At 37.6% G+C, this 18,274-nt stretch carries 15 protein-coding genes and 1 other annotated feature; of the genes, 13 read left to right on the top strand and 2 right to left on the bottom strand.

Features of this window, described 5'->3' with window-relative positions:
* The first annotated feature begins 12 nt into the window (after positions 1-12).
* The 10 genes from hemC (at position 13) to ACP8HH_RS10990 (ending at position 11,449) form a co-directional block, all read left to right on the top strand.
* Positions 13-942 (top strand): hydroxymethylbilane synthase, encoded by a 930-nt coding sequence (hemC, locus tag ACP8HH_RS11035; protein WP_438311227.1) that lies wholly within the window; start codon positions 13-15, stop codon positions 940-942.
* Entirely contained in the window at positions 935-1,681 is a 747-nt protein-coding gene (locus ACP8HH_RS11030; protein ID WP_438311226.1) for a uroporphyrinogen-III synthase, read from the top strand. Before hemC ends, ACP8HH_RS11030 begins: the two co-directional genes overlap by 8 nt.
* 15 nt (positions 1,682-1,696) lie before the next feature.
* Positions 1,697-2,677: a porphobilinogen synthase gene (gene hemB, locus ACP8HH_RS11025; protein ID WP_438311224.1), complete on the top strand. Its 981-nt coding sequence runs from the start codon at positions 1,697-1,699 to the stop codon at positions 2,675-2,677.
* Positions 2,678-3,970 carry a glutamate-1-semialdehyde 2,1-aminomutase gene (gene hemL, locus ACP8HH_RS11020; protein WP_438311222.1) on the top strand — a complete coding sequence of 431 codons (1,293 nt, stop codon included), beginning with the start codon at positions 2,678-2,680 and terminating at the stop codon, positions 3,968-3,970.
* A gap of 656 nt (positions 3,971-4,626) precedes the next feature.
* Entirely contained in the window at positions 4,627-5,211 is a 585-nt protein-coding gene (locus ACP8HH_RS11015; protein ID WP_438311220.1) for a hypothetical protein, read from the top strand.
* A 226-nt stretch (positions 5,212-5,437) separates the two neighbouring features.
* Positions 5,438-5,761: a binding site (T-box leader), on the top strand.
* A gap of 52 nt (positions 5,762-5,813) precedes the next feature.
* Positions 5,814-8,459 carry a valine--tRNA ligase gene (locus tag ACP8HH_RS11010; protein ID WP_438311218.1) on the top strand — a complete coding sequence of 882 codons (2,646 nt, stop codon included), beginning with the start codon at positions 5,814-5,816 and terminating at the stop codon, positions 8,457-8,459.
* A 226-nt stretch (positions 8,460-8,685) separates the two neighbouring features.
* Entirely contained in the window at positions 8,686-9,048 is a 363-nt protein-coding gene (locus ACP8HH_RS11005; protein WP_438311216.1) for a type IV pilus modification PilV family protein, read from the top strand.
* Positions 9,049-9,055: 7 nt separating this feature from the next.
* A complete protein-coding gene (locus tag ACP8HH_RS11000; protein WP_438311213.1) occupies positions 9,056-9,469 on the top strand; it encodes a prepilin-type N-terminal cleavage/methylation domain-containing protein in 414 nt (137 codons plus the stop codon).
* Positions 9,470-9,480: 11 nt separating this feature from the next.
* Complete coding sequence (locus ACP8HH_RS10995) at positions 9,481-10,626, top strand: hypothetical protein (RefSeq protein WP_438311212.1); 1,146 nt, start codon at positions 9,481-9,483, stop codon at positions 10,624-10,626.
* A gap of 607 nt (positions 10,627-11,233) precedes the next feature.
* Positions 11,234-11,449 (top strand): hypothetical protein, encoded by a 216-nt coding sequence (locus ACP8HH_RS10990; protein ID WP_438311211.1) that lies wholly within the window; start codon positions 11,234-11,236, stop codon positions 11,447-11,449.
* 39 nt (positions 11,450-11,488) lie between these two features.
* Here the strand turns inward: ACP8HH_RS10990 and ACP8HH_RS10985 are convergent, their stop codons facing one another.
* A complete protein-coding gene (locus ACP8HH_RS10985; RefSeq protein WP_438311209.1) occupies positions 11,489-12,286 on the bottom strand; it encodes an ATP-grasp domain-containing protein in 798 nt (265 codons plus the stop codon).
* Complete coding sequence (locus ACP8HH_RS10980) at positions 12,283-13,149, bottom strand: ATP-grasp domain-containing protein (protein WP_438311208.1); 867 nt, start codon at positions 13,147-13,149, stop codon at positions 12,283-12,285. Before ACP8HH_RS10980 ends, ACP8HH_RS10985 begins: the two co-directional genes overlap by 4 nt.
* A gap of 64 nt (positions 13,150-13,213) precedes the next feature.
* Between ACP8HH_RS10980 and ACP8HH_RS10975 the strand changes: the two genes are divergently transcribed.
* The 3 genes from ACP8HH_RS10975 to ACP8HH_RS10965 are packed head-to-tail and all read left to right on the top strand — an operon-like array spanning position 13,214 to position 17,951.
* On the top strand, positions 13,214-14,440 hold the full coding sequence (locus tag ACP8HH_RS10975; protein WP_438311207.1) for a bifunctional folylpolyglutamate synthase/dihydrofolate synthase: 1,227 nt from the start codon (positions 13,214-13,216) through the stop codon (positions 14,438-14,440).
* 58 nt (positions 14,441-14,498) lie between these two features.
* Positions 14,499-16,208: a sensor domain-containing diguanylate cyclase gene (locus tag ACP8HH_RS10970; protein ID WP_438311205.1), complete on the top strand. Its 1,710-nt coding sequence runs from the start codon at positions 14,499-14,501 to the stop codon at positions 16,206-16,208.
* 21 nt (positions 16,209-16,229) lie between these two features.
* On the top strand, positions 16,230-17,951 hold the full coding sequence (locus ACP8HH_RS10965; RefSeq protein ID WP_438311202.1) for a sensor domain-containing diguanylate cyclase: 1,722 nt from the start codon (positions 16,230-16,232) through the stop codon (positions 17,949-17,951).
* The last annotated feature ends 323 nt before the right edge of the window (positions 17,952-18,274 follow it).

Below are 18,274 nucleotides of genomic sequence, written 5' to 3'. Positions count from 1 at the left end.
AGGTTGATTTAAATGAGAAAAATTATTGTTGGTTCAAGACGAAGTAAACTTGCTCTTACTCAAACAAATAAATTTATTCAAGATTTAAAAGACGCTGGAGCACCTTTTGAATTTGAAGTGAAGGAAATCGTTACAAAAGGCGATAAAATTATTGATGTTATGCTCTCTAAAGTCGGTGGAAAAGGACTTTTTGTTAAAGAAATCCAACAGGCTTTGTTTAATAAAGAAATCGATTTTGCTGTACATAGCATGAAAGACATGCCGTCAAAATTACCAGATGGACTTGTTATTGGGTGCATTCCAAAACGTGAAGATGCAAGAGATGCATTCATCTCAAATAATCATGTTAAATTTATGGATTTACCTGTAGGAGCAATTGTTGGAACATCGAGTTTGCGTCGAAGTTCACAACTTCTATTAATGCGTCCTGATCTTGAAATTAAATGGATTCGTGGAAACATCGATACTCGATTGAAAAAATTACGTGATGGTGAATATGATGCCATCTTACTTGCTGCAGCTGGTATGAACCGCATGGGCTGGAGCGAAGAGGTAGTTACTGAGTATATGTCGGTAGAAGATTGTATTCCTGCTGTTGGTCAAGGTGCGCTTGCAATTGAATGTCGATCCGAGGACACAGAGTTGCTTTCTGTACTAAATAAATTAACAGATGAAAAAACATGGAAAGAAGTAGAAGCAGAACGGACATTTTTATTCGAAATGGATGGATCTTGTCAGGTGCCTATTGCTGGTTTTGCGAAACATGATGGTGCGGACATAGAGTTTACAGGTTATATTGCTTCTCCAGACGCTACAGAAGTTTTCAAACAAACCGTTCGCAATGTGGATCCCGTTTTAGCTGGAAAAGAAGTAGCTAAGATTCTCCGCAGTCAAGGGGCTTCGAAGGTTATTGAGAAAGTGAAGGCTGAAATGGATGTATAATGATCAGCCTCTAACAGGGCAGAACATTATTTTTACGGGAACTCCCAAATCCGAAGATGTATTTGAATTGGTTAAAAAATATGGTGGAAATCCAATTTCACTACCACTTATTCAAGTTTCGGAATTGAAAGAACCGACGGATGAGCTACGCTTAAATACATGCCCAATGTACGACTGGCTCATATTTACAAGCCAAAGTGCTGTTGAGTCATTTGGTCTTAAATTGAAGCGTTTTGGTGTTTCACCAGATACGATTACAGCCCAAATTGCGGCTATTGGAACTCGAACTGCTGCGGCACTAGAGAAAATAGGGCTTACTGTTCAATTTATACCTACTGTATTTAGTGCAGATGTATTCGTTCAAGAATTCAAACCAACTGAAAATGATATTCGACGTCTCTTATTTTTAAGAGGTTCAATAGCGGGTGTTACAATTCGGGAAGAATTACCTTTTGATGTCGATGAATGGACAGTTTATACGACAGAGAAAGCGGTCCAAAATATTGAATCACTGAAGAATGTATTGCAAACTGAAAAAACAAGTACACTTTTATTTGCGAGTCCATCTGCAGTGAACGTGTTTTCTGAAGAAATTGCTCCGTTTACAGGCTGGGATAATTACAAGATTGGAGCAATTGGTCATGTGACTGAACAAGCACTTATTGAAAAAGGTGCACATGTCGATGTAATCCCTGCTACATATACACTAAAAGATCTCGTTTTGGAACTGATTAAATAAAAAGGGTGGTTCACAATGGATACGATAAATTTTCGACGGAATCGACGTTTGAGAAATGTTAGTGGAATTCGCTCAATGGTAAGAGAAACAATTCTGAAAAAAGAAGATCTTATTTATCCAATATTTGTTGTTGAAGGAAATGGCGTGAAAAACGAAATTCCTTCAATGCCGGGTATTTATCATTTATCTTTAGATAATCTTGCTATTGAAGTGGATGAAGTGGTTTCACTTGGAATCCCGTCCATAATTTTATTTGGTTTACCGAATTCGAAAGACGATGTAGGTTCCGAGGCTTATTCTGATGAAGGAATCGTTCAAAAAGCAACTCGTTTTGTTAAAGAACGACATCCAAACCTAGTTGTTATTGCGGACACATGTCTATGTCAATACACTGATCATGGTCATTGTGGAATTGTCAGAGATGGCGAAATATTAAATGATGAATCATTAAATCTGTTAACGAAAACTGCTGTAAGTCAGGCGAAAGCAGGTGCTGATATTATTGCACCTTCGAATATGATGGACGGGTTCGTAGCTGCTATAAGACGAGGTCTTGATGCAGCAGGTTTTGGAGATATACCAATAATGTCTTATGCTGTTAAGTATTCTTCAGCTTATTATGGTCCTTTCCGTCAGGCTGCAAATTCGTCGCCTCAATTCGGGGATCGAAAAACGTACCAAATGGATCCAGCAAATCGAATTGAAGCAATTCGCGAAGCGGAATCTGATGTTATGGAAGGCGCAGACTTTTTAATCGTTAAACCGGCTCTATCTTATTTAGATATTATTCGCGATGTAAAAAACAATTTTACTTTACCTGTTGTTGCGTATAATGTGAGTGGTGAATATTCGATGGTAAAAGCTGCTGCTCTTAATGGTTGGATAAATGAAGAAGATATTGTCATCGAAACGCTTACAAGTATGAAGCGCGCCGGTGCAGATATCATTATGACGTATCATGCGAAAGACGCAGCACGTTGGTTGGAGGGGAAATAATTGGAGAAGAATTATACGAACTCAAAAAAAGCATTTTCTGAAGCTGTCAATTTAATGCCCGGTGGAGTCAATTCACCGGTTCGTGCATTTAAATCAGTAAATATGGACCCAATCTTTATGGAGAGTGGAAAAGGTGCGCTAATTAAAGACATTGATGGAAATGAGTACATCGATTATGTTCTTTCTTGGGGTCCACTGATTTTAGGTCATGCCGATCCAGATGTTGTAGCCGGTATTCAACGTGTTGCGGAAACTGGAACGAGTTTTGGTTCGCCTACACTAGTGGAAAATGAACTTTCGAAACTAGTCATCGAGCGTGTCCCATCAATTGAAATGATTCGAATGGTTTCTTCTGGGACTGAAGCAACAATGAGCGCCCTTCGTTTAGCGCGAGGTGTTACTGGCCGAGATAAGATATTGAAGTTTGAAGGATGTTACCACGGCCACGCAGACTCCCTTCTTATTAAGGCGGGTTCAGGGGTTGCTACGCTAGGTCTTCCAGATAGCCCTGGTGTTCCCGCATCTGTTGCAAAGAACACGATCACGGTACCTTATAATGACTTGGAAAGCGTGAAAGTTGCATTCAAGGAGTATGGTGATGATCTTGCAGCGGTTATTGTAGAACCCGTTGCTGGAAATATGGGTGTTGTTCCACCAGTTCCAGGTTTTCTAGAAGGACTGCGTGAGTTAACGGAGAGCAATGGTACGCTTTTAATTTTCGATGAAGTCATGACTGGATTCCGCGTAGATTATAATTGTGCACAGGCTCATTACGGTATTACTCCGGATATAACTTGTCTTGGTAAAGTTATTGGTGGTGGTTTACCGGTTGGTGCGTATGGCGGTAAGCGTGAGATTATGGAAAATGTTGCGCCGGCAGGTACTGTTTATCAAGCTGGAACGTTATCGGGTAATCCGTTAGCTATGACGGCTGGGATTGAAACTTTGAAAAAGCTAACGCCAGAGTCTTATAAGCATTTTATGAAGCTTGGCGATCAGCTGGAAAAAGGTTTTCGTGAAGCTTGTGAGAAATATTCGATACCGCATACGGTTAACCGTGCAGGTTCGATGATTGGTTTCTTCTTTACGAATGAGGAAGTGACGGATTTCGAGAAAGCAAAGAGTTCGGATTTAGTTCTTTTCGCTGAATATTTTAAGCTTATGGCTGAGGAAGGTATATTCCTACCACCGTCACAGTTTGAAGGCATGTTCCTTTCGACTGCGCATACTGAAGAGCATATTGAGAAAACGGTACAAGCGTTTCACAATGTGTTTGCCAAGTTAGCTAAATAATAAGTATAAAGGCCCTCCACGATAAAGAATTTCGTGGGGGGTCTTTTTTTGTTTCTGGGATTTTCAAGGGAGTGCGGTTACCAATGCCGCTTGGCGCTTGCGATGGCCTTTCGCAAGGACCTCGACAGAAGTGCACTGCCGATCTCCTTGCGGCGGCTCACGCTTGACGCTTCTTCGCGCCTGCAGGATGCAGGTGTGCAGCCATTGTCGCAGGACAAATAGGACTACGGCACTTTCGTAGTCCGCTTCCGACGTACTTTGGCTGCCTGCCTTGGTGTTACTTCTCTCTTGGAATGTATTCTTAGCATTTCTATTGGTTGTGGTTTCCCAAACCAATTTCGTGGTTGCACAACTCCACATTGGTTGCACACCTTCCGGATTCCGTTGCAGACCTCGGTGAATTGGTTGCACACCTCCACATTGGTTGCACACCTTCCGGATTTCATTGCACATCTAGCTGGATTCGTTGCACACCGAGCCACATTCGTTGCACGCTACCGACAATTCGTTGCACAACTCCATATTCATTGCATCCGACTGGGGTTTGCTGTTCCCTAATCCCATTTCAACGTTGGATTTAACTCGCGAAATTTGAGTTCTAGTGGAGTTTGAATAGGCATAGAATTGTTTGTGAAGGAATATGGAGGAGGATTGTAATGAAAAAAGTTCAATGGGAAATGAATGAGAAGTTTATTTTTCCGGAAGCTGCAGGTTTGCCTAGGGGTGCGGAAAAAGTTAAGGTTACACCGAGGTTTTTGGAGGAAGCTACTGAGGATGCGGTACGTTTGAAAGGGATTTATCATATAGCTGCGAATGTTTCCTTTGATGAAGGGGAGTATAGTTTAGAAGATTACAGCAAAGCTATTTTAATTGATGATGTGGATCTTAACGAACAGATGGGCTATTTTGAATATGCTGTTCCACTCAATATTGATTTACCTTCAGATGCGGGGGACCCGTTAGAAGTTCGTGTGTCGAATGCGAGATGTACTGTTAACGGACAAGGGGTTTGTGAGATTAATTGGGATGTTGAGTGTTCCTATAAAGAGATTGTTGTAGAGGAAAAAGTTGTGGAAAAAGTAGTTGAAATTGAAGAAGTTCCAAAAACTGCAGTTGCAATTCTTGAAACTTCCGTGGTTCATGATGAAGATGAGGTATTATCGTTTTTATCAGAGCTTGAAGATGGCTTTTCATCCACAATATTTCGTTCAAATGATGTTTTTATGGAAAGCAAAGGCTAATCCGGCGAGTAAACAGAAGATCAGGAAATCACCAGCAGTAGGAACGATTAATAACCGAATAAGTTGAAAAACTGCAACGGGAAGTATGACGCCTTTGCAGTAAAATCTTGTTTTTCTAAGCCATGGGGGCAGTAAGTATGGATTATAACCTTTTCTCATAACACAATCCTTTCGTTATTTACTTGACGATTCAAGCGCGGTTCCGATATACTTAATGAAACTAAATATCGATGCGATGAATGGGATAGTAGACAATTTTGTTTTCCAAAGAGAGGGTGCCAATGGTGCAAGGCCCTGTAAACAAATTATCGAATGTCACCCGCGAGCAGCTTCTGTGAATAAAATGTTTTGGTACTAAAAAACATTAGTATATTTTTGAACTTTGAAAATATTGAAATGTTTTGGACCTTTGAAAACGTTGATCTGTTTTGAAAATCCAAAACAGTTAGTAGTAGAAGCCGGTTAGAAGCCGTTAAATTATTATGAGGTGTACAATCTTTTTTTGTGCACGAATAAAGGTGGTACCGCGAGCAACTCCTTCGTCCTTTTTGACGAACGGAGTTTTTTTGTTTTCATTAATAAAATTTATAGGAGGAATTAGTATGTCAAATGAAGATTTATCAATGCCGACGAAATACGATCCGTTATCCGTTGAAGCAGGTCGCTATGAATGGTGGTTAAAAGGAAAGTATTTTGAAGCACAACCGGATAGTGATAAAGAGCCTTATACAATTGTTATCCCACCACCAAACGTTACAGGAGTGCTTCATTTGGGTCACGCTTGGGATACGACACTACAAGACATTTTAGTGCGTATGAAACGGATGCAAGGCTATGACGCACTTTGGCTTCCGGGAATGGACCATGCGGGTATCGCAACGCAAGCACGTGTTGAAGCGAAACTTCGTTCAGAAGGTAAGTCTAAGTATGATCTTGGTCGTGAAAAGTTTGTTGAAGAGACGTGGAACTGGAAAGAAAAGTATGCATCACATATTCGCGAACAGTGGGGTAAACTTGGTCTAGGTCTAGATTACACGCGCGAACGGTTCACTCTTGATAAGGGCCTTTCAAAAGCGGTGCAAGAAGTATTTGTAAAACTGTATGAGAAAGATTTAATTTACCGCGGGGAATATATTATTAACTGGGATCCTGCAACTAAGACGGCACTTTCGGATATTGAGGTCATTCACAAAGATGTGCAAGGTGCATTCTATCATATGCGCTACCCACTTACAGACGGAACTGGAAGCATTGAAATTGCAACGACACGTCCAGAAACAATGCTCGGGGATACTGCAGTTGCTGTTCACCCTGAGGATGATCGTTACAAGCATTTAATCGGTAAAACGGTCACACTACCAATTATCGGGCGGGAAATTCAAATTATCGCAGACGATTATGTGGATATGGAATTTGGTAGTGGAGCAGTGAAAATTACTCCTGCACATGATCCAAATGACTTTGAAATTGGAAATCGTCATAATCTTGAACGCGTTCTTGTGATGAATGAAGACGGAACGATGAACGAACTTGCTGGAAAGTATAAGGATATGGACCGTTTTGATTGCCGTAAGGAGATTGTTAAAGATCTACAGGAAATGGGTGTCTTGTTCAATATTGAGGAGCATCTCCATTCTGTTGGTCATTCTGAGAGAAGTGGAGCGGTTGTTGAACCTTATTTATCGACTCAATGGTTTGTTAAAATGCAACCTCTTGCGGATCAAGCAATAGATCTACAAAAAGGCGAAGATAAAGTGAACTTTGTGCCAAGTAGATTTGAAAATACGTATCTAAGATGGATGGAAAATGTCCATGATTGGTGTATTTCACGTCAACTTTGGTGGGGCCACCGAATTCCGGCTTGGTACCATAAAGAAACAGGCGAAGTGTACGTTGGCCACGAGGCACCAAAAGATCCTGAAAACTGGCAGCAAGATGAAGATGTTTTGGATACTTGGTTCTCATCAGCATTATGGCCGTTTTCAACAATGGGCTGGCCGGATACGGAAAACGCAGAATTTAAACGGTATTATCCGACGAATGCTCTTATTACAGGGTATGATATCATCTTCTTCTGGGTGTCTCGAATGATTTTCCAAGGAATCGAATTTACAAACCAACGTCCGTTTGATGACGTATTGATACACGGACTTGTCAGAGATTCAGAAGGACGAAAAATGTCTAAATCACTTGATAACGGTATCGATCCGATGGATGTAATCGACAAGTACGGTGCCGATGCACTTCGTTATGTCTTATCCACAGGAGCATCTCCAGGGCAAGATATTAAGTTTTCAATGGATAAAGTTGAATCGGCGTGGAATTTTGCCAATAAGATTTGGAATGCTTCTCGTTTTGCTCTTATGAATATGGACGGCATGACTTTTGACGAAATTGATTTATCGGGTAAAAAGTCTGTAGCGGATACTTGGATTCTAACTCGTTTGAATGAAACCATTGACCAAGTAACGAAACAAGCGGAGAAATATGAATTCGGTGAGGTGGGACGCGCATTATACAACTTCATTTGGGACGATTTCTGTGATTGGTATATTGAAATGTCTAAATTACCATTACAAGGCGAAGATGAAGACGCGAAGAAAATGACGCGTTCAGTTCTTGCCTATGTGCTTGATAACACAATGCGTTTACTCCATCCGTTCATGCCGTTTATGACAGAAGAGATCTGGCAGAACCTACCGCATGAAGGCGAGTCTATAACGATTGCTGCATGGCCGGTAGTGGATGAAACTCTTTCGAATAAAGAGCGTGCGTCTGAAATGAAATTATTGATGGATATCATTCGTTCGGTTCGTACAATTCGGGCAGAAGTAAATACACCAATGAGTAAAAAAGTTCCACTATATATATCGGTGAAACAGGATGACACAGCTGAAATTCTAGAATCCAATCGCATGTATATTGAACGATTCTGTAATCCCGAAACATTAACAATTGGTAAAGATATTTCAGCACCTGAAAAATCAATGTCAGCTGTTGTAACAGGGGCGGAATTATTCTTACCACTCGAAGGTTTGCTTAATATTGACGAAGAAATTGCTCGCTTAGCGAAAGAACTTAAGAAGTGGCAAAGTGAAGTGAAACTCGTTCAAGGAAAACTCGCGAATGAACGATTCGTTTCGAATGCACCGGAAGCAGTTGTTGAGGAAGAACGTGCTAAGGAAAAAGATTATCTAGAGAAATACGCAACGGTTGAGAAGCGTATGTTGGAATTGAAGGAGCTTTAATTTTAGAAGAAAGCAACACTCCATCGAACTTTGATGGAGTGTTTTTGTCTTGGCCAAAAGTAATGCGTATAGAGTCATATGAATATTTGGCGTGAAACTCGACCTGCTAATTATAAAGTGTGATAAAATAGACACATAGAATAGATTGAGATACTTATAATTTAATGGGAAACAGGACGTTAGTCTAGGGTGTTCGGAAAGGATGATTTATTTGGGGCTAAATAATATGAGGAAAAGAAAAATGGGTGAAAAGGGTGTAACACTTGTTGAAATTCTTGCGACGCTCGTTCTTCTATCGATTGTCCTCATCGGTTTTTTCTCTTTCTTTACCCAATCCGCCACTTTCACCAAGCATAATAAGGAAAAACTGACTGCTGTGCAGATAGCTGAAGATGTTGTGGCTAAAATAAGGAATAGCGAGTATCCAGATACCAATCTTGAAATAAAAGATTATTCAGGTTATATAGTGGATATTGTAATAGAAGACGGTCCGGCTGGTTTAAAGAAGGCTGAAATTAAGGTTGAAACTGATACTACAACTGGAATTAAAGGCTCGTCCTTTACAACCGAAATGTATTTTGAGGAGTGAGGATACCATGAGAAATGAACGGGGACTTACACTTGTTGAACTGTTAGCGGTACTTGCCCTAGTTGGTATCGTCATGACGTTACTAATTTCAGTTTTTATCAATGGTTCAAAAGCATCCAATCGGATTGCCACAAATCAACAATTGCAACAGGAAGCAAATTATATTACGGAAGTTGTAAGAAGGGAGTATTTAATTCATCCAGATAACGTAACAGATGTAAAATATAAGGTTCGAATCGAGTTGGAAATTGATGAAATCAATAATGTATTAAAAATGAATGGAAAGATGATTTCTGAAGGTTTTACGTATGCAGAAGTGACAGATACTATTCTCCGTAAAGATCCACAACCATTCATATTGAAAATTGGAAAAGACGGCAATTTTTTTTTAGTTGAAACAAAATTCAGTAAGCTAAAATAGGAGGGATATCTATGAGAATTAGGAATAATGAACGTGGTAGCGCGCTAATGGTAGTATTATTGCTTGTAGCTGTTTTCACACTACTAGGAATGAGTCTGCTTTCGATGAACATTTCTGCAGCGAAACAGTTTGATAAAATAGAAGAGCAAGTACAAGCACGTCATCTTGCCGAAATGGGTGTTTTGCATTATAAGGCGGAGTTACAAAAAATTGTTACTGATAATAATAACAACATTGCGAACATTGTGAAGGAACATATATCTGCCGGAAAATCAATAGAGGAATTGAAGTATTTATTAGATAATAAGTTTTCTGTATTCTGTAAGGAAATCAGCAATTCGGAATTTGTTATTTCTGAAACCAAGCCACCCATCACTGGCATTTATAGTACGAACAATATTTCAGATAATGAAAAGGATAGGTGTGAGACAATAGAAAAAGATGTTATTGTCTCATTTAAAAGCATTGGTAATTCAGGTAATTATGAGGAATTTATTAACGCTGCAATTACAATTATTTCAAGTGGGTTAATTATTCATCCCTTGGAAAGTGGAGATAATGATGGGTCAGAAAATGATAATACAGTAACGAAATTAGGTCCTTTTGGAACTATTTATACAAATCCAATTACAGTAATGGGGGATCAATCATTAGACAATAAAGATAACTATACTTTCAAAGATGCAGTTATATTCGAAAAAAATCTAACACTTAGTACGGCCGGAGGGAATAAGTATACACCTGTAATAGATGCGGAAAAGGACCTATACGTTGGTGGAAAATTAACATTAAGTAATCATAATAAAATAAATGTTGGTGGAGACCTAACAATAGTGAATTCCTTAAAAATAGGCAACAATTCATGTATTGCAGTAAATGGAAAGTTATCGTCAAAAGAGGCATCTTTAGGTAATAATTCTGTATTGGTTATTTACGGGAATGGCTACTTTGATAAAAAGCCTTCAGGTGGGTCTATATATATCCGGGGTAAGTTAATTGTCGGAGGTAAAGAAGTAGTAAACACATACAACATAGAATCTTACAAAGGCGGAAAATGTAAAAACTCAGATGAATTTTCGAATTACGATAGCTCTGATTATCAAGCTAAAATCAGCTGGGATATTGCTGAGAATTTAGATGCTACTTACAATGAATGAGCGGAAATTTATATTATCGTCGAGTTGTAGTGTTCATGTAGTAATCATTGGAAAACCATTGTGATTTTGTCATCGGGTGGAGTTTATTATCAACAATCGTAGGGTAGTAATTCATTTTGTCTGGTATTTGAAGATACTAGTGAAGTAAAAGTTACTAAAGAGGGATTATTAGAGAAATGGGTTCATGTGTGTGCTGGGTACCTACTAGCATTGCATAGTGGAAGTGTGAGTACACCTTAAACTCCCGCTTGTGCACAACAGAACTCTAAAGCTATTCAGATCAAAACATGATTATAAAGAAAACGGGCTAGTTGAAACAAACATGAGTAGAATTGGCTGTACCCGCATCGTTTACACTCCTTCAATTTGGATAGGGTGATGCAAGTTCTATAATTGGTGTATCGAAATGTCTAAGTTATCATTTGAAGGTTTACATGATATTGATACTGAAATTGCCCGTCTAACAAAAGAACTTGCAAAGTGAAACACGTTCAAGGTAAACTTGCGAAGGAAAAAGATTATCTAGAGAAGTACGCGACGGTTAAGAAGCTTATGTAGAAATCGAAAATGTACACTTAGTAGCTTTGAAATATGGAGGTGTAAACGAATGAATAAACAATGGTCGATTGGTAAAATAAAAGAATTTGTTGAGAAAAACTCGGATAGTCAGTTACTCTCGACAGAGTATCGCGGTTTCTCACAAAAGCTCGAGTTTAAATGTGCCTGTGGTAATGATTTTGAAAAAACATTTACGAAATTTAAAAATAAAAATCAAACTAAATGTGATGTGTGTCAACCTCCTAAAGTAACTGAAACACTCTAACGATAAAAAGACTCCGGAATATAATTATTCCGGAGTCTTTTATTCATTTAATAAGTTTTGTTTGATATATTTCATGAGTATTGTCGCGATTGAAAAATCATGTGTTTTATATAAAGAACGTGCACCAACCGGATCCTCTATTTCATTTAAAAGCCATCTTCCATCTGGTAACAATAGAAAGTCAATGCCTACGTAATCGCTTTTAATCGCTTTTACAAGTGTTTGGACTTCCTTCATCTGCCAATTTGCAAGTTCGTACTGTTCAACAGACCCACCCAACAAATAGTTCGATTTGAACGAGTCGTTACCCGTTCTTTTCACCGCCCCTACAATCACATCACCAACAACAAAAACCCGTACGTCACGTGCTCCTGATTCTATAAACGGCTGAACAATAAGTTGGCTTTCACTAAACTGGGCTAAAAACGTTTCTGCTTGAACATTTGTATTACAAAGGAATACTTCATTCCCGCCATGACCATCAACTGTTTTTAAAACGACAGGGTACTTAGTAATATCGCTTAATTGTTGAATACGTTTCGTTGGTACTGCGGGGATTCCAAGGAGTGTGGCCAGTTCAAATGTACGCAACTTATTATTTGCGATTCGGTTTACTTCGGACCGGTTGAATACTTTAATCCCAAGTTCTTCAAAAGATCTTGATTTCTCGGAATTTCGATCTCGGAAGAAAATGAAGTCAGTATGTACACTAGGTTCTTCAGCGTCAACAAGCAATTCTAATTCGATTCCAACAGTTTTAGCCTCTTTAATTAAATCATCAATAAATAACTGATTTCGTTTCGATTCGGCCCGTGTGTAATACACGTAGCCTTTCATTTAATTTTCCCGAGAATATAAGTAATCATTGCATCGGCGACATTTATGCCTGTGACGTTGTAAATATTACGTATATGGGCGGCTGCATTGACCTCGCAAACAAGGGGTTGCTCGTTTTCACCAAAAAGTAAGTCGACCCCCGCGAATTCTGCACCTACTGCTTTTGCGGCTCTTAGGGAGAGTTCTTTTTGAGCATCATTTAGTTCGATGTTTTCAGCAACACCACCATTTGTTATATTTGCTCTGAAATCTGTTTCTGAAAAACGATACATGGCGGCAACGATTTTCTCACCAACGATATTCACTCGAATATCACGGCCTCTGCTCGTTGAAATGAATTGCTGAAACACATAATCTACACCTTGTAATTCCTGTACTTTTGAATAAAAATCGTCTTCATTCTCGATTAAATACACTTTCATACCAAAGGATCCATGACCTTCTTTAATAATCATAGGAAGCTGTATTTGCTCAAGAACCTTTTCATAATAACCCGAAAGTACAATGGTAAAAGAAGGATAAACTTTTGGAGCAATAATCGTTTTCGGCATCGGAATACCGGCATTTGCCAATTCCAAATACTGCTTTGCTTTGTTGTCGCAAGTTTCGATCACATCTGGATCATTAAATACAGGAATTCCCGCGTTTTTAATGTATTTTGCTAATAAAATATCTTTATCCAGAAAAACAACGAAGTCTGGACGAATCTCTATTGTGGAATCCAAGTCCATCATCACTTCATAATTCTTTTTAATAACTGCTTGAATATTTTGTCGCTCCGCAGCTTCTTGAATTAAAATTGCTTGGTCTCTAAATTTATCATGCGTTAAACTTCCATTATAAATTATCCAACACGTATACATATCGATTACCCCTGACCATGTTATAGTTTATCTAACATTAATTTTACCACATGGAGGGATAGCTTTGATTCCAAAACTGAATGATTATAAAAAACAATTAGATTTAGAAAGTGATGATGCAATTCGATTAGGATTAGATGCCATTCAAGAAGCGTTATTAAAAATGAAGAACCCAGAACAAAGTCTCAAAATTATTCATGTAGCTGGAACTAACGGAAAAGGCTCAACGATTGCATTTATAGAAGCTTTATTACGACAACACGGGTTCACAACCGGTGTTTTTTCATCACCTGCAATTCAAGATATTCACGATCAGATTCGAATAAACGGTGAAGAAATTAATAACGAGGAATTAACTACATCCTTTCTTAAAATTAAAAATGCAGGACTCAGTGGAAAGTTGACTGATTTTGAGTTACTTACAGTAGCGGCTTTTGTCACATTTAAACGTTTACAACCTGATTTTGTACTTCTTGAAACGGGTATGGGTGGAAGGCTCGATAGTACGAATGTTGTTCATCCACTTGTATCCGTCATAACTACTATATCTTTGGACCATACAGCTTTTCTTGGCAATACAATTGAAGAGATTGCTAGGGAAAAGGCGGGAATTATAAAAAAGGGTGTCCCGGCAATAGTTGGACAAGTATCTAAAGAGGCCTTAGAAGAAATTCAGAAGATTGCCCAGGAAAAAGAATGTCCACTGAGTGTATATAACGATGACTTTTATGTTTCGAACGATACCAGTGAGCAATTTGTAGGGCGGAAAACATTTGAAATTGGTGAACGGTTGATGAAAGGTCGACATCAAGCGATAAATGCTGCAGTTGCAATTGAGGCATTGCTTACTACGGGTATTCAGTTAACCGAAAGAAATGTAGAAAAGGCAATCGCGAATACACAATTGGCCCATCGTTTTCAGGAAATTTTACCGAATGTTTTTCTGGACGGTGCACATAATCCCGCAGCAGCACTCGCACTTGCAGATACAATTCGAACAGAGTTTCCAGGAGAAAAGGTTGACTTCGTTGTAGGAATGTTAAAAAGGAAAGACATAAAAGGGTCTTTAGACTCATTAATTCCAGTAGCTTCTTCATTTACATTTTTAACGTTTAACCATATGGAATCAGCTTCAGGGGAAGAATTATTGAAGAATTGTAATTTTCATGAAAAAAGCGTGACAAGTATAGTAGATGATACTATAATACTATATAGGAAGAAGAATAAAAGAACGATAGTCACAGGGTCGCTGTACTTACTTAATACATTGAACTATAAGTATAAAGATTAAAAGTGAGGCGGACCTTTATGGCTCATTTCTTATCTACTGACAAAAGGGGATGGGTATTTTGAGAAAAAGTAGTTTCAAAATGTCCACATTTAAAATATTTATTCTATGGTTATTGGTTGTTCCCACGGGCATGGTATATATGTACTTGAACTATCAACCAACAAAAGTGAATTGGGTTTATCTTTTAATCTTCTTACTTTTTACAATTTTAACACTGAACTTTCCGATAGTAGTAAAAAGAAAACCGTTATTTTTAGCGATGTGGATAACGGTACCCGCTTTTATATTATTTGGGTTATTTGTTGAAACAATCATAGTGCAAATTGCCATTACAAGCATGTTATTTAAATCTTCAAAAACTGCTACTAGACCTTTCCGGTTTTTCTGGAATTCGTTCGTATTATTTATTTTATCCGTAACATCGGCTACTGTTTTCAATTTCGTTGGTGGGGAGATTCGTTCTATTGAGTTTTGGCCGATAGTAGTAGCCGTATTTTGTTATCAATTAACGCATTCATTTTTAATGGACTTATTACTTAGATTCTATGAAAAAATATCAGGAATTCAATCTTCTTATTTAAATAAAAAAGTATTGTTTTCAAAGTTAGCAATTCTTGCTGTTCTTCCATTTTCAATAACATTGTATTTTTTATTACAATTTATTGGGATGGGGGCATTTTTATTGCTTGGAATACCGTTCTTTTTTGTCACTCTTATTCTTCGACTTTATAATAATTCCGAGCAAGTTAATACAAGCCTGAAAAACGCTGGTGAAATTGGCCATGAGCTTTCAATTAAGTTGACGGAAAATGAAGTTATTGACCAATTTGTTGTTGATGTAACCAAAATGATAGGTGCAGAACACACTTTTCTGTTTGATCACAAAGATGGTTGGTTGGAACTTATACGATCATATGAATACCACCGATTTGTAGATATACAGTTCAGCCCGATTTTGTCTGGACAGGGATTAGCAGGAACTGTTCTTAAAAACAGAAAACCTATAATTTATTCAAAAAGGCAAGATTGGGAATCACTTTCAGAGGGCTATTCTCCAGACGACATGCAAAGTGTTATCTGTTTGCCAATTACTCGGAACCAAAAAATTGAAGCAGTGTTATTAGTATCTTCTATTAAGAAAAATGCTTTTAAAGACTATCAGTTAAAAATCCTTGACATACTATGCTCTTATTTTGCAGTTTCTATTGAAAAAGCAAGGTATGTCCAGGAAACAGTTAAGAAAGGTGAACGATGTGCATTAACGAAGCTTTATAATTACAGATATTTAGAAGAGAGATTGGAGTATGAAGTCGGTGAAATTAACAGCGGAAATTCAGGAAGTATTTCTGTACTGATGCTGGACATCGATCATTTTAAAAAGATCAATGATGCATACGGTCACGAAAGCGGCAATGACATTTTATGCAGCCTTGCAAGACTTTTGGAAGACATGCTACCAAATGGAGCAACAGTAGCAAGATACGGTGGTGAGGAATTCATATATTTGTTGCCTGGAAAGACAAAAGAAGAGGCTGTTCAATTTGCAGAAAAACTTCGTCTAAAGATTAGAAATACAGAGTTCCAGGTTTCTCCAGATCTTGGAGAAACCGCCACACTGGAGAATGTACGTATTACAGTTAGTATTGGAGTGTCTTCGGCTCCCGAAGATACAGATGAAGCAAAATCTATTCTTAGAAATGCGGATCGTTCACTTTATTTATGGGCTAAACAAGCAGGACGAGACCGTGTTGCAAGCTATGTAAAGTAAGTTTTGAGAGGTGGGAAATCATTGATTAAATCAAAAGAAATCAAGATACTGAGTATTATTTGGTTACTTATATTTCCCCCTGGTATTTTTATTGCTTACAATTACTTTCCTTCTGCTCCATTGGAATTCATGAACATTGCACTTTTGTTTTTATTGCTCTTTTTTACGATGCTCTTACCCTTACAAATACAAAAGATTACTATTACGTTAGAAAAACTGATTACCTTTGTAATCTTTTTTCAATATGGACTTTTTACGGAAATACTCTTTATACAGTTAGCAACTTTGATTTTACTTTTTAGTAGAGGAACTATAACGCCTATTTTCGAAAGATTCTTTTTCAATTCAATTATGTTTATATTCACATCTTTCGGAAGTGCTATTGTTTTTCACTTTTTGGGCGGTTCAATTGGCATGACGGACTTTTCTAAACTATTTATTGTAGGTATTGTTTATGTGTGTGTTAACACGCTTTTAAACAACTTGATTTTAAAAGCATTTTTTTATTTAAAAGGTATGGGCTATTCACTTTTATCGAAAGGGGCAATTTGGGATTATATTGTAACAGTAGTTATATTTCCTTTAAGCCTAGCTTTGTATTTCTTATATCTAAATATACACAACAAGTCGATTATTCTAATCGGTATTCCACTAATAGTGATTTTGTATGTAATTCGAATCTACACAACATCCAATAAGTTAAGTAAACAATTGTCACACGCAGCCATAATTGGTCATGAACTTGCAAATCACTTGCGTTTCGATGAAGTACTTGAGACATTTCTTGAAAAACTACAAGATGTTGTGCCGTATGAGAACGGTTTTATCGTAGATTTAAGAAAAGGTGGTCGGTTAAATACTATAAAAAGCATAGAATCTGGTGTTGTTAACAGTAAAAACAACAGTATTGTTTTTCATAGTACTTTAATAGAAGTTGATGGATTAAAAACGGATGAAATTTTAATATATGACAATGTGAAAGCAATGAAAGCACTAAGAAATATTGAGTTTTTGATGCACACAGAGAGCGTATTAGTAGCGCCAATTATTCGAGAACACAAGACGGAAGGATTTTTAATGCTAACATCTTCTAAAAAAAACATGTTTAGCTTTGTAGAAAATAAAATTGTAGACATATTGACCGGTTATTTGGCCATTTCGTTAGTAAAAGCGAGGTTTTTTGAAAAAACGATTGAAAAGAGCGAACGTTGTGGTTTAACAAAACTATACAATTATCGCTATCTGGAAAAGAAACTAGATGAAGAGATTATTCGCTTTCATACGAAAGATATTTCCTCATTATCGGTATTAATTATGGATATCGATCATTTTAAAAAAATTAATGACACATACGGTCATGAAAGCGGAAATGACTTACTCTGTGATTTAAGTTCGGTTTTACAAAACTTTGTTGGGCCTGAAGACACGCTTGCAAGATACGGTGGGGAAGAGTTTGTCTTGGTTTTATCGAACACAAATAAAGAGTTTGCTGTGAAGATTGCAGAAGAAATACGTAAGGAAGTGGAACGAACCATATTCACTGTAATCCCAGATTTATCGGTAGACCGTACGCCAATAAATGTGAATATGACAGTAAGTATTGGCGTTTCTTCAATTCCGGATGATTCGGAAAGTCTTAAGGATCTTATGAGAAATGCGGATCGGGCACTGTATATAGGTGGAAAACAAGCAGGAAGAAATAAGGTTGGTGTTTTTGGGGTTGAAGACGTTGTAACTATATAACTATAGAAGTAGACCCGAAAAAGGGTCTATTTTTTATGCCTTCTATACCATATTGGTAGTTTAGTAGTGACAAAATATTGTATATGTATGATAATAGTAGTAGTAGGTATGTTTAAGAAGACCAAAAAAATCAACATTATTCGACAATCATGTATTAGTAATTGAACTATGAAAATCTGGATCTACTAAAGGTATTATCTGTTGGGACCGGCCTAGAATTTAAGTAGACTCCTAAATTTATTATGTAAGGGAAGGAAAGGAAAAAGTGGAGTATCTTTACATAGTCTTAGTCGCCATTATTATCTTTCCTATTCTTTTTTGGT

Origin of the sequence: Sporosarcina sp. FA9 (assembly GCF_051550205.1) — a bacterium.
Taxonomy (GTDB): domain Bacteria; phylum Bacillota; class Bacilli; order Bacillales_A; family Planococcaceae; genus Sporosarcina.
The sequence above is the reverse complement of the archived record's forward strand: the minus strand, read 5'-3'. Positions and strand labels throughout refer to the sequence as shown.

Excerpts from the sequence above, each read along its gene's own strand:
- ACP8HH_RS11000 (WP_438311213.1), top strand. The coding sequence starts at position 9,056 with ATGAGAAATGAACGGGGACTTACACTTGTTGAACTGTTAGCGGTACTT.
- ACP8HH_RS11010 (WP_438311218.1), top strand. The coding sequence starts at position 5,814 with ATGTCAAATGAAGATTTATCAATGCCGACGAAATACGATCCGTTATCC.
- ACP8HH_RS11015 (WP_438311220.1), top strand. The coding sequence starts at position 4,627 with ATGAAAAAAGTTCAATGGGAAATGAATGAGAAGTTTATTTTTCCGGAA.
- ACP8HH_RS11005 (WP_438311216.1), top strand. The coding sequence starts at position 8,686 with ATGAGGAAAAGAAAAATGGGTGAAAAGGGTGTAACACTTGTTGAAATT.
- ACP8HH_RS10990 (WP_438311211.1), top strand. The coding sequence starts at position 11,234 with ATGAATAAACAATGGTCGATTGGTAAAATAAAAGAATTTGTTGAGAAA.
- hemB (WP_438311224.1), top strand. The coding sequence starts at position 1,697 with ATGGATACGATAAATTTTCGACGGAATCGACGTTTGAGAAATGTTAGT.
- ACP8HH_RS10995 (WP_438311212.1), top strand. The coding sequence starts at position 9,481 with ATGAGAATTAGGAATAATGAACGTGGTAGCGCGCTAATGGTAGTATTA.
- ACP8HH_RS10980 (WP_438311208.1), bottom strand. The coding sequence starts at position 13,149 with ATGTATACGTGTTGGATAATTTATAATGGAAGTTTAACGCATGATAAA.
- ACP8HH_RS11030 (WP_438311226.1), top strand. The coding sequence starts at position 935 with ATGTATAATGATCAGCCTCTAACAGGGCAGAACATTATTTTTACGGGA.
- ACP8HH_RS10985 (WP_438311209.1), bottom strand. The coding sequence starts at position 12,286 with ATGAAAGGCTACGTGTATTACACACGGGCCGAATCGAAACGAAATCAG.
- hemC (WP_438311227.1), top strand. The coding sequence starts at position 13 with ATGAGAAAAATTATTGTTGGTTCAAGACGAAGTAAACTTGCTCTTACT.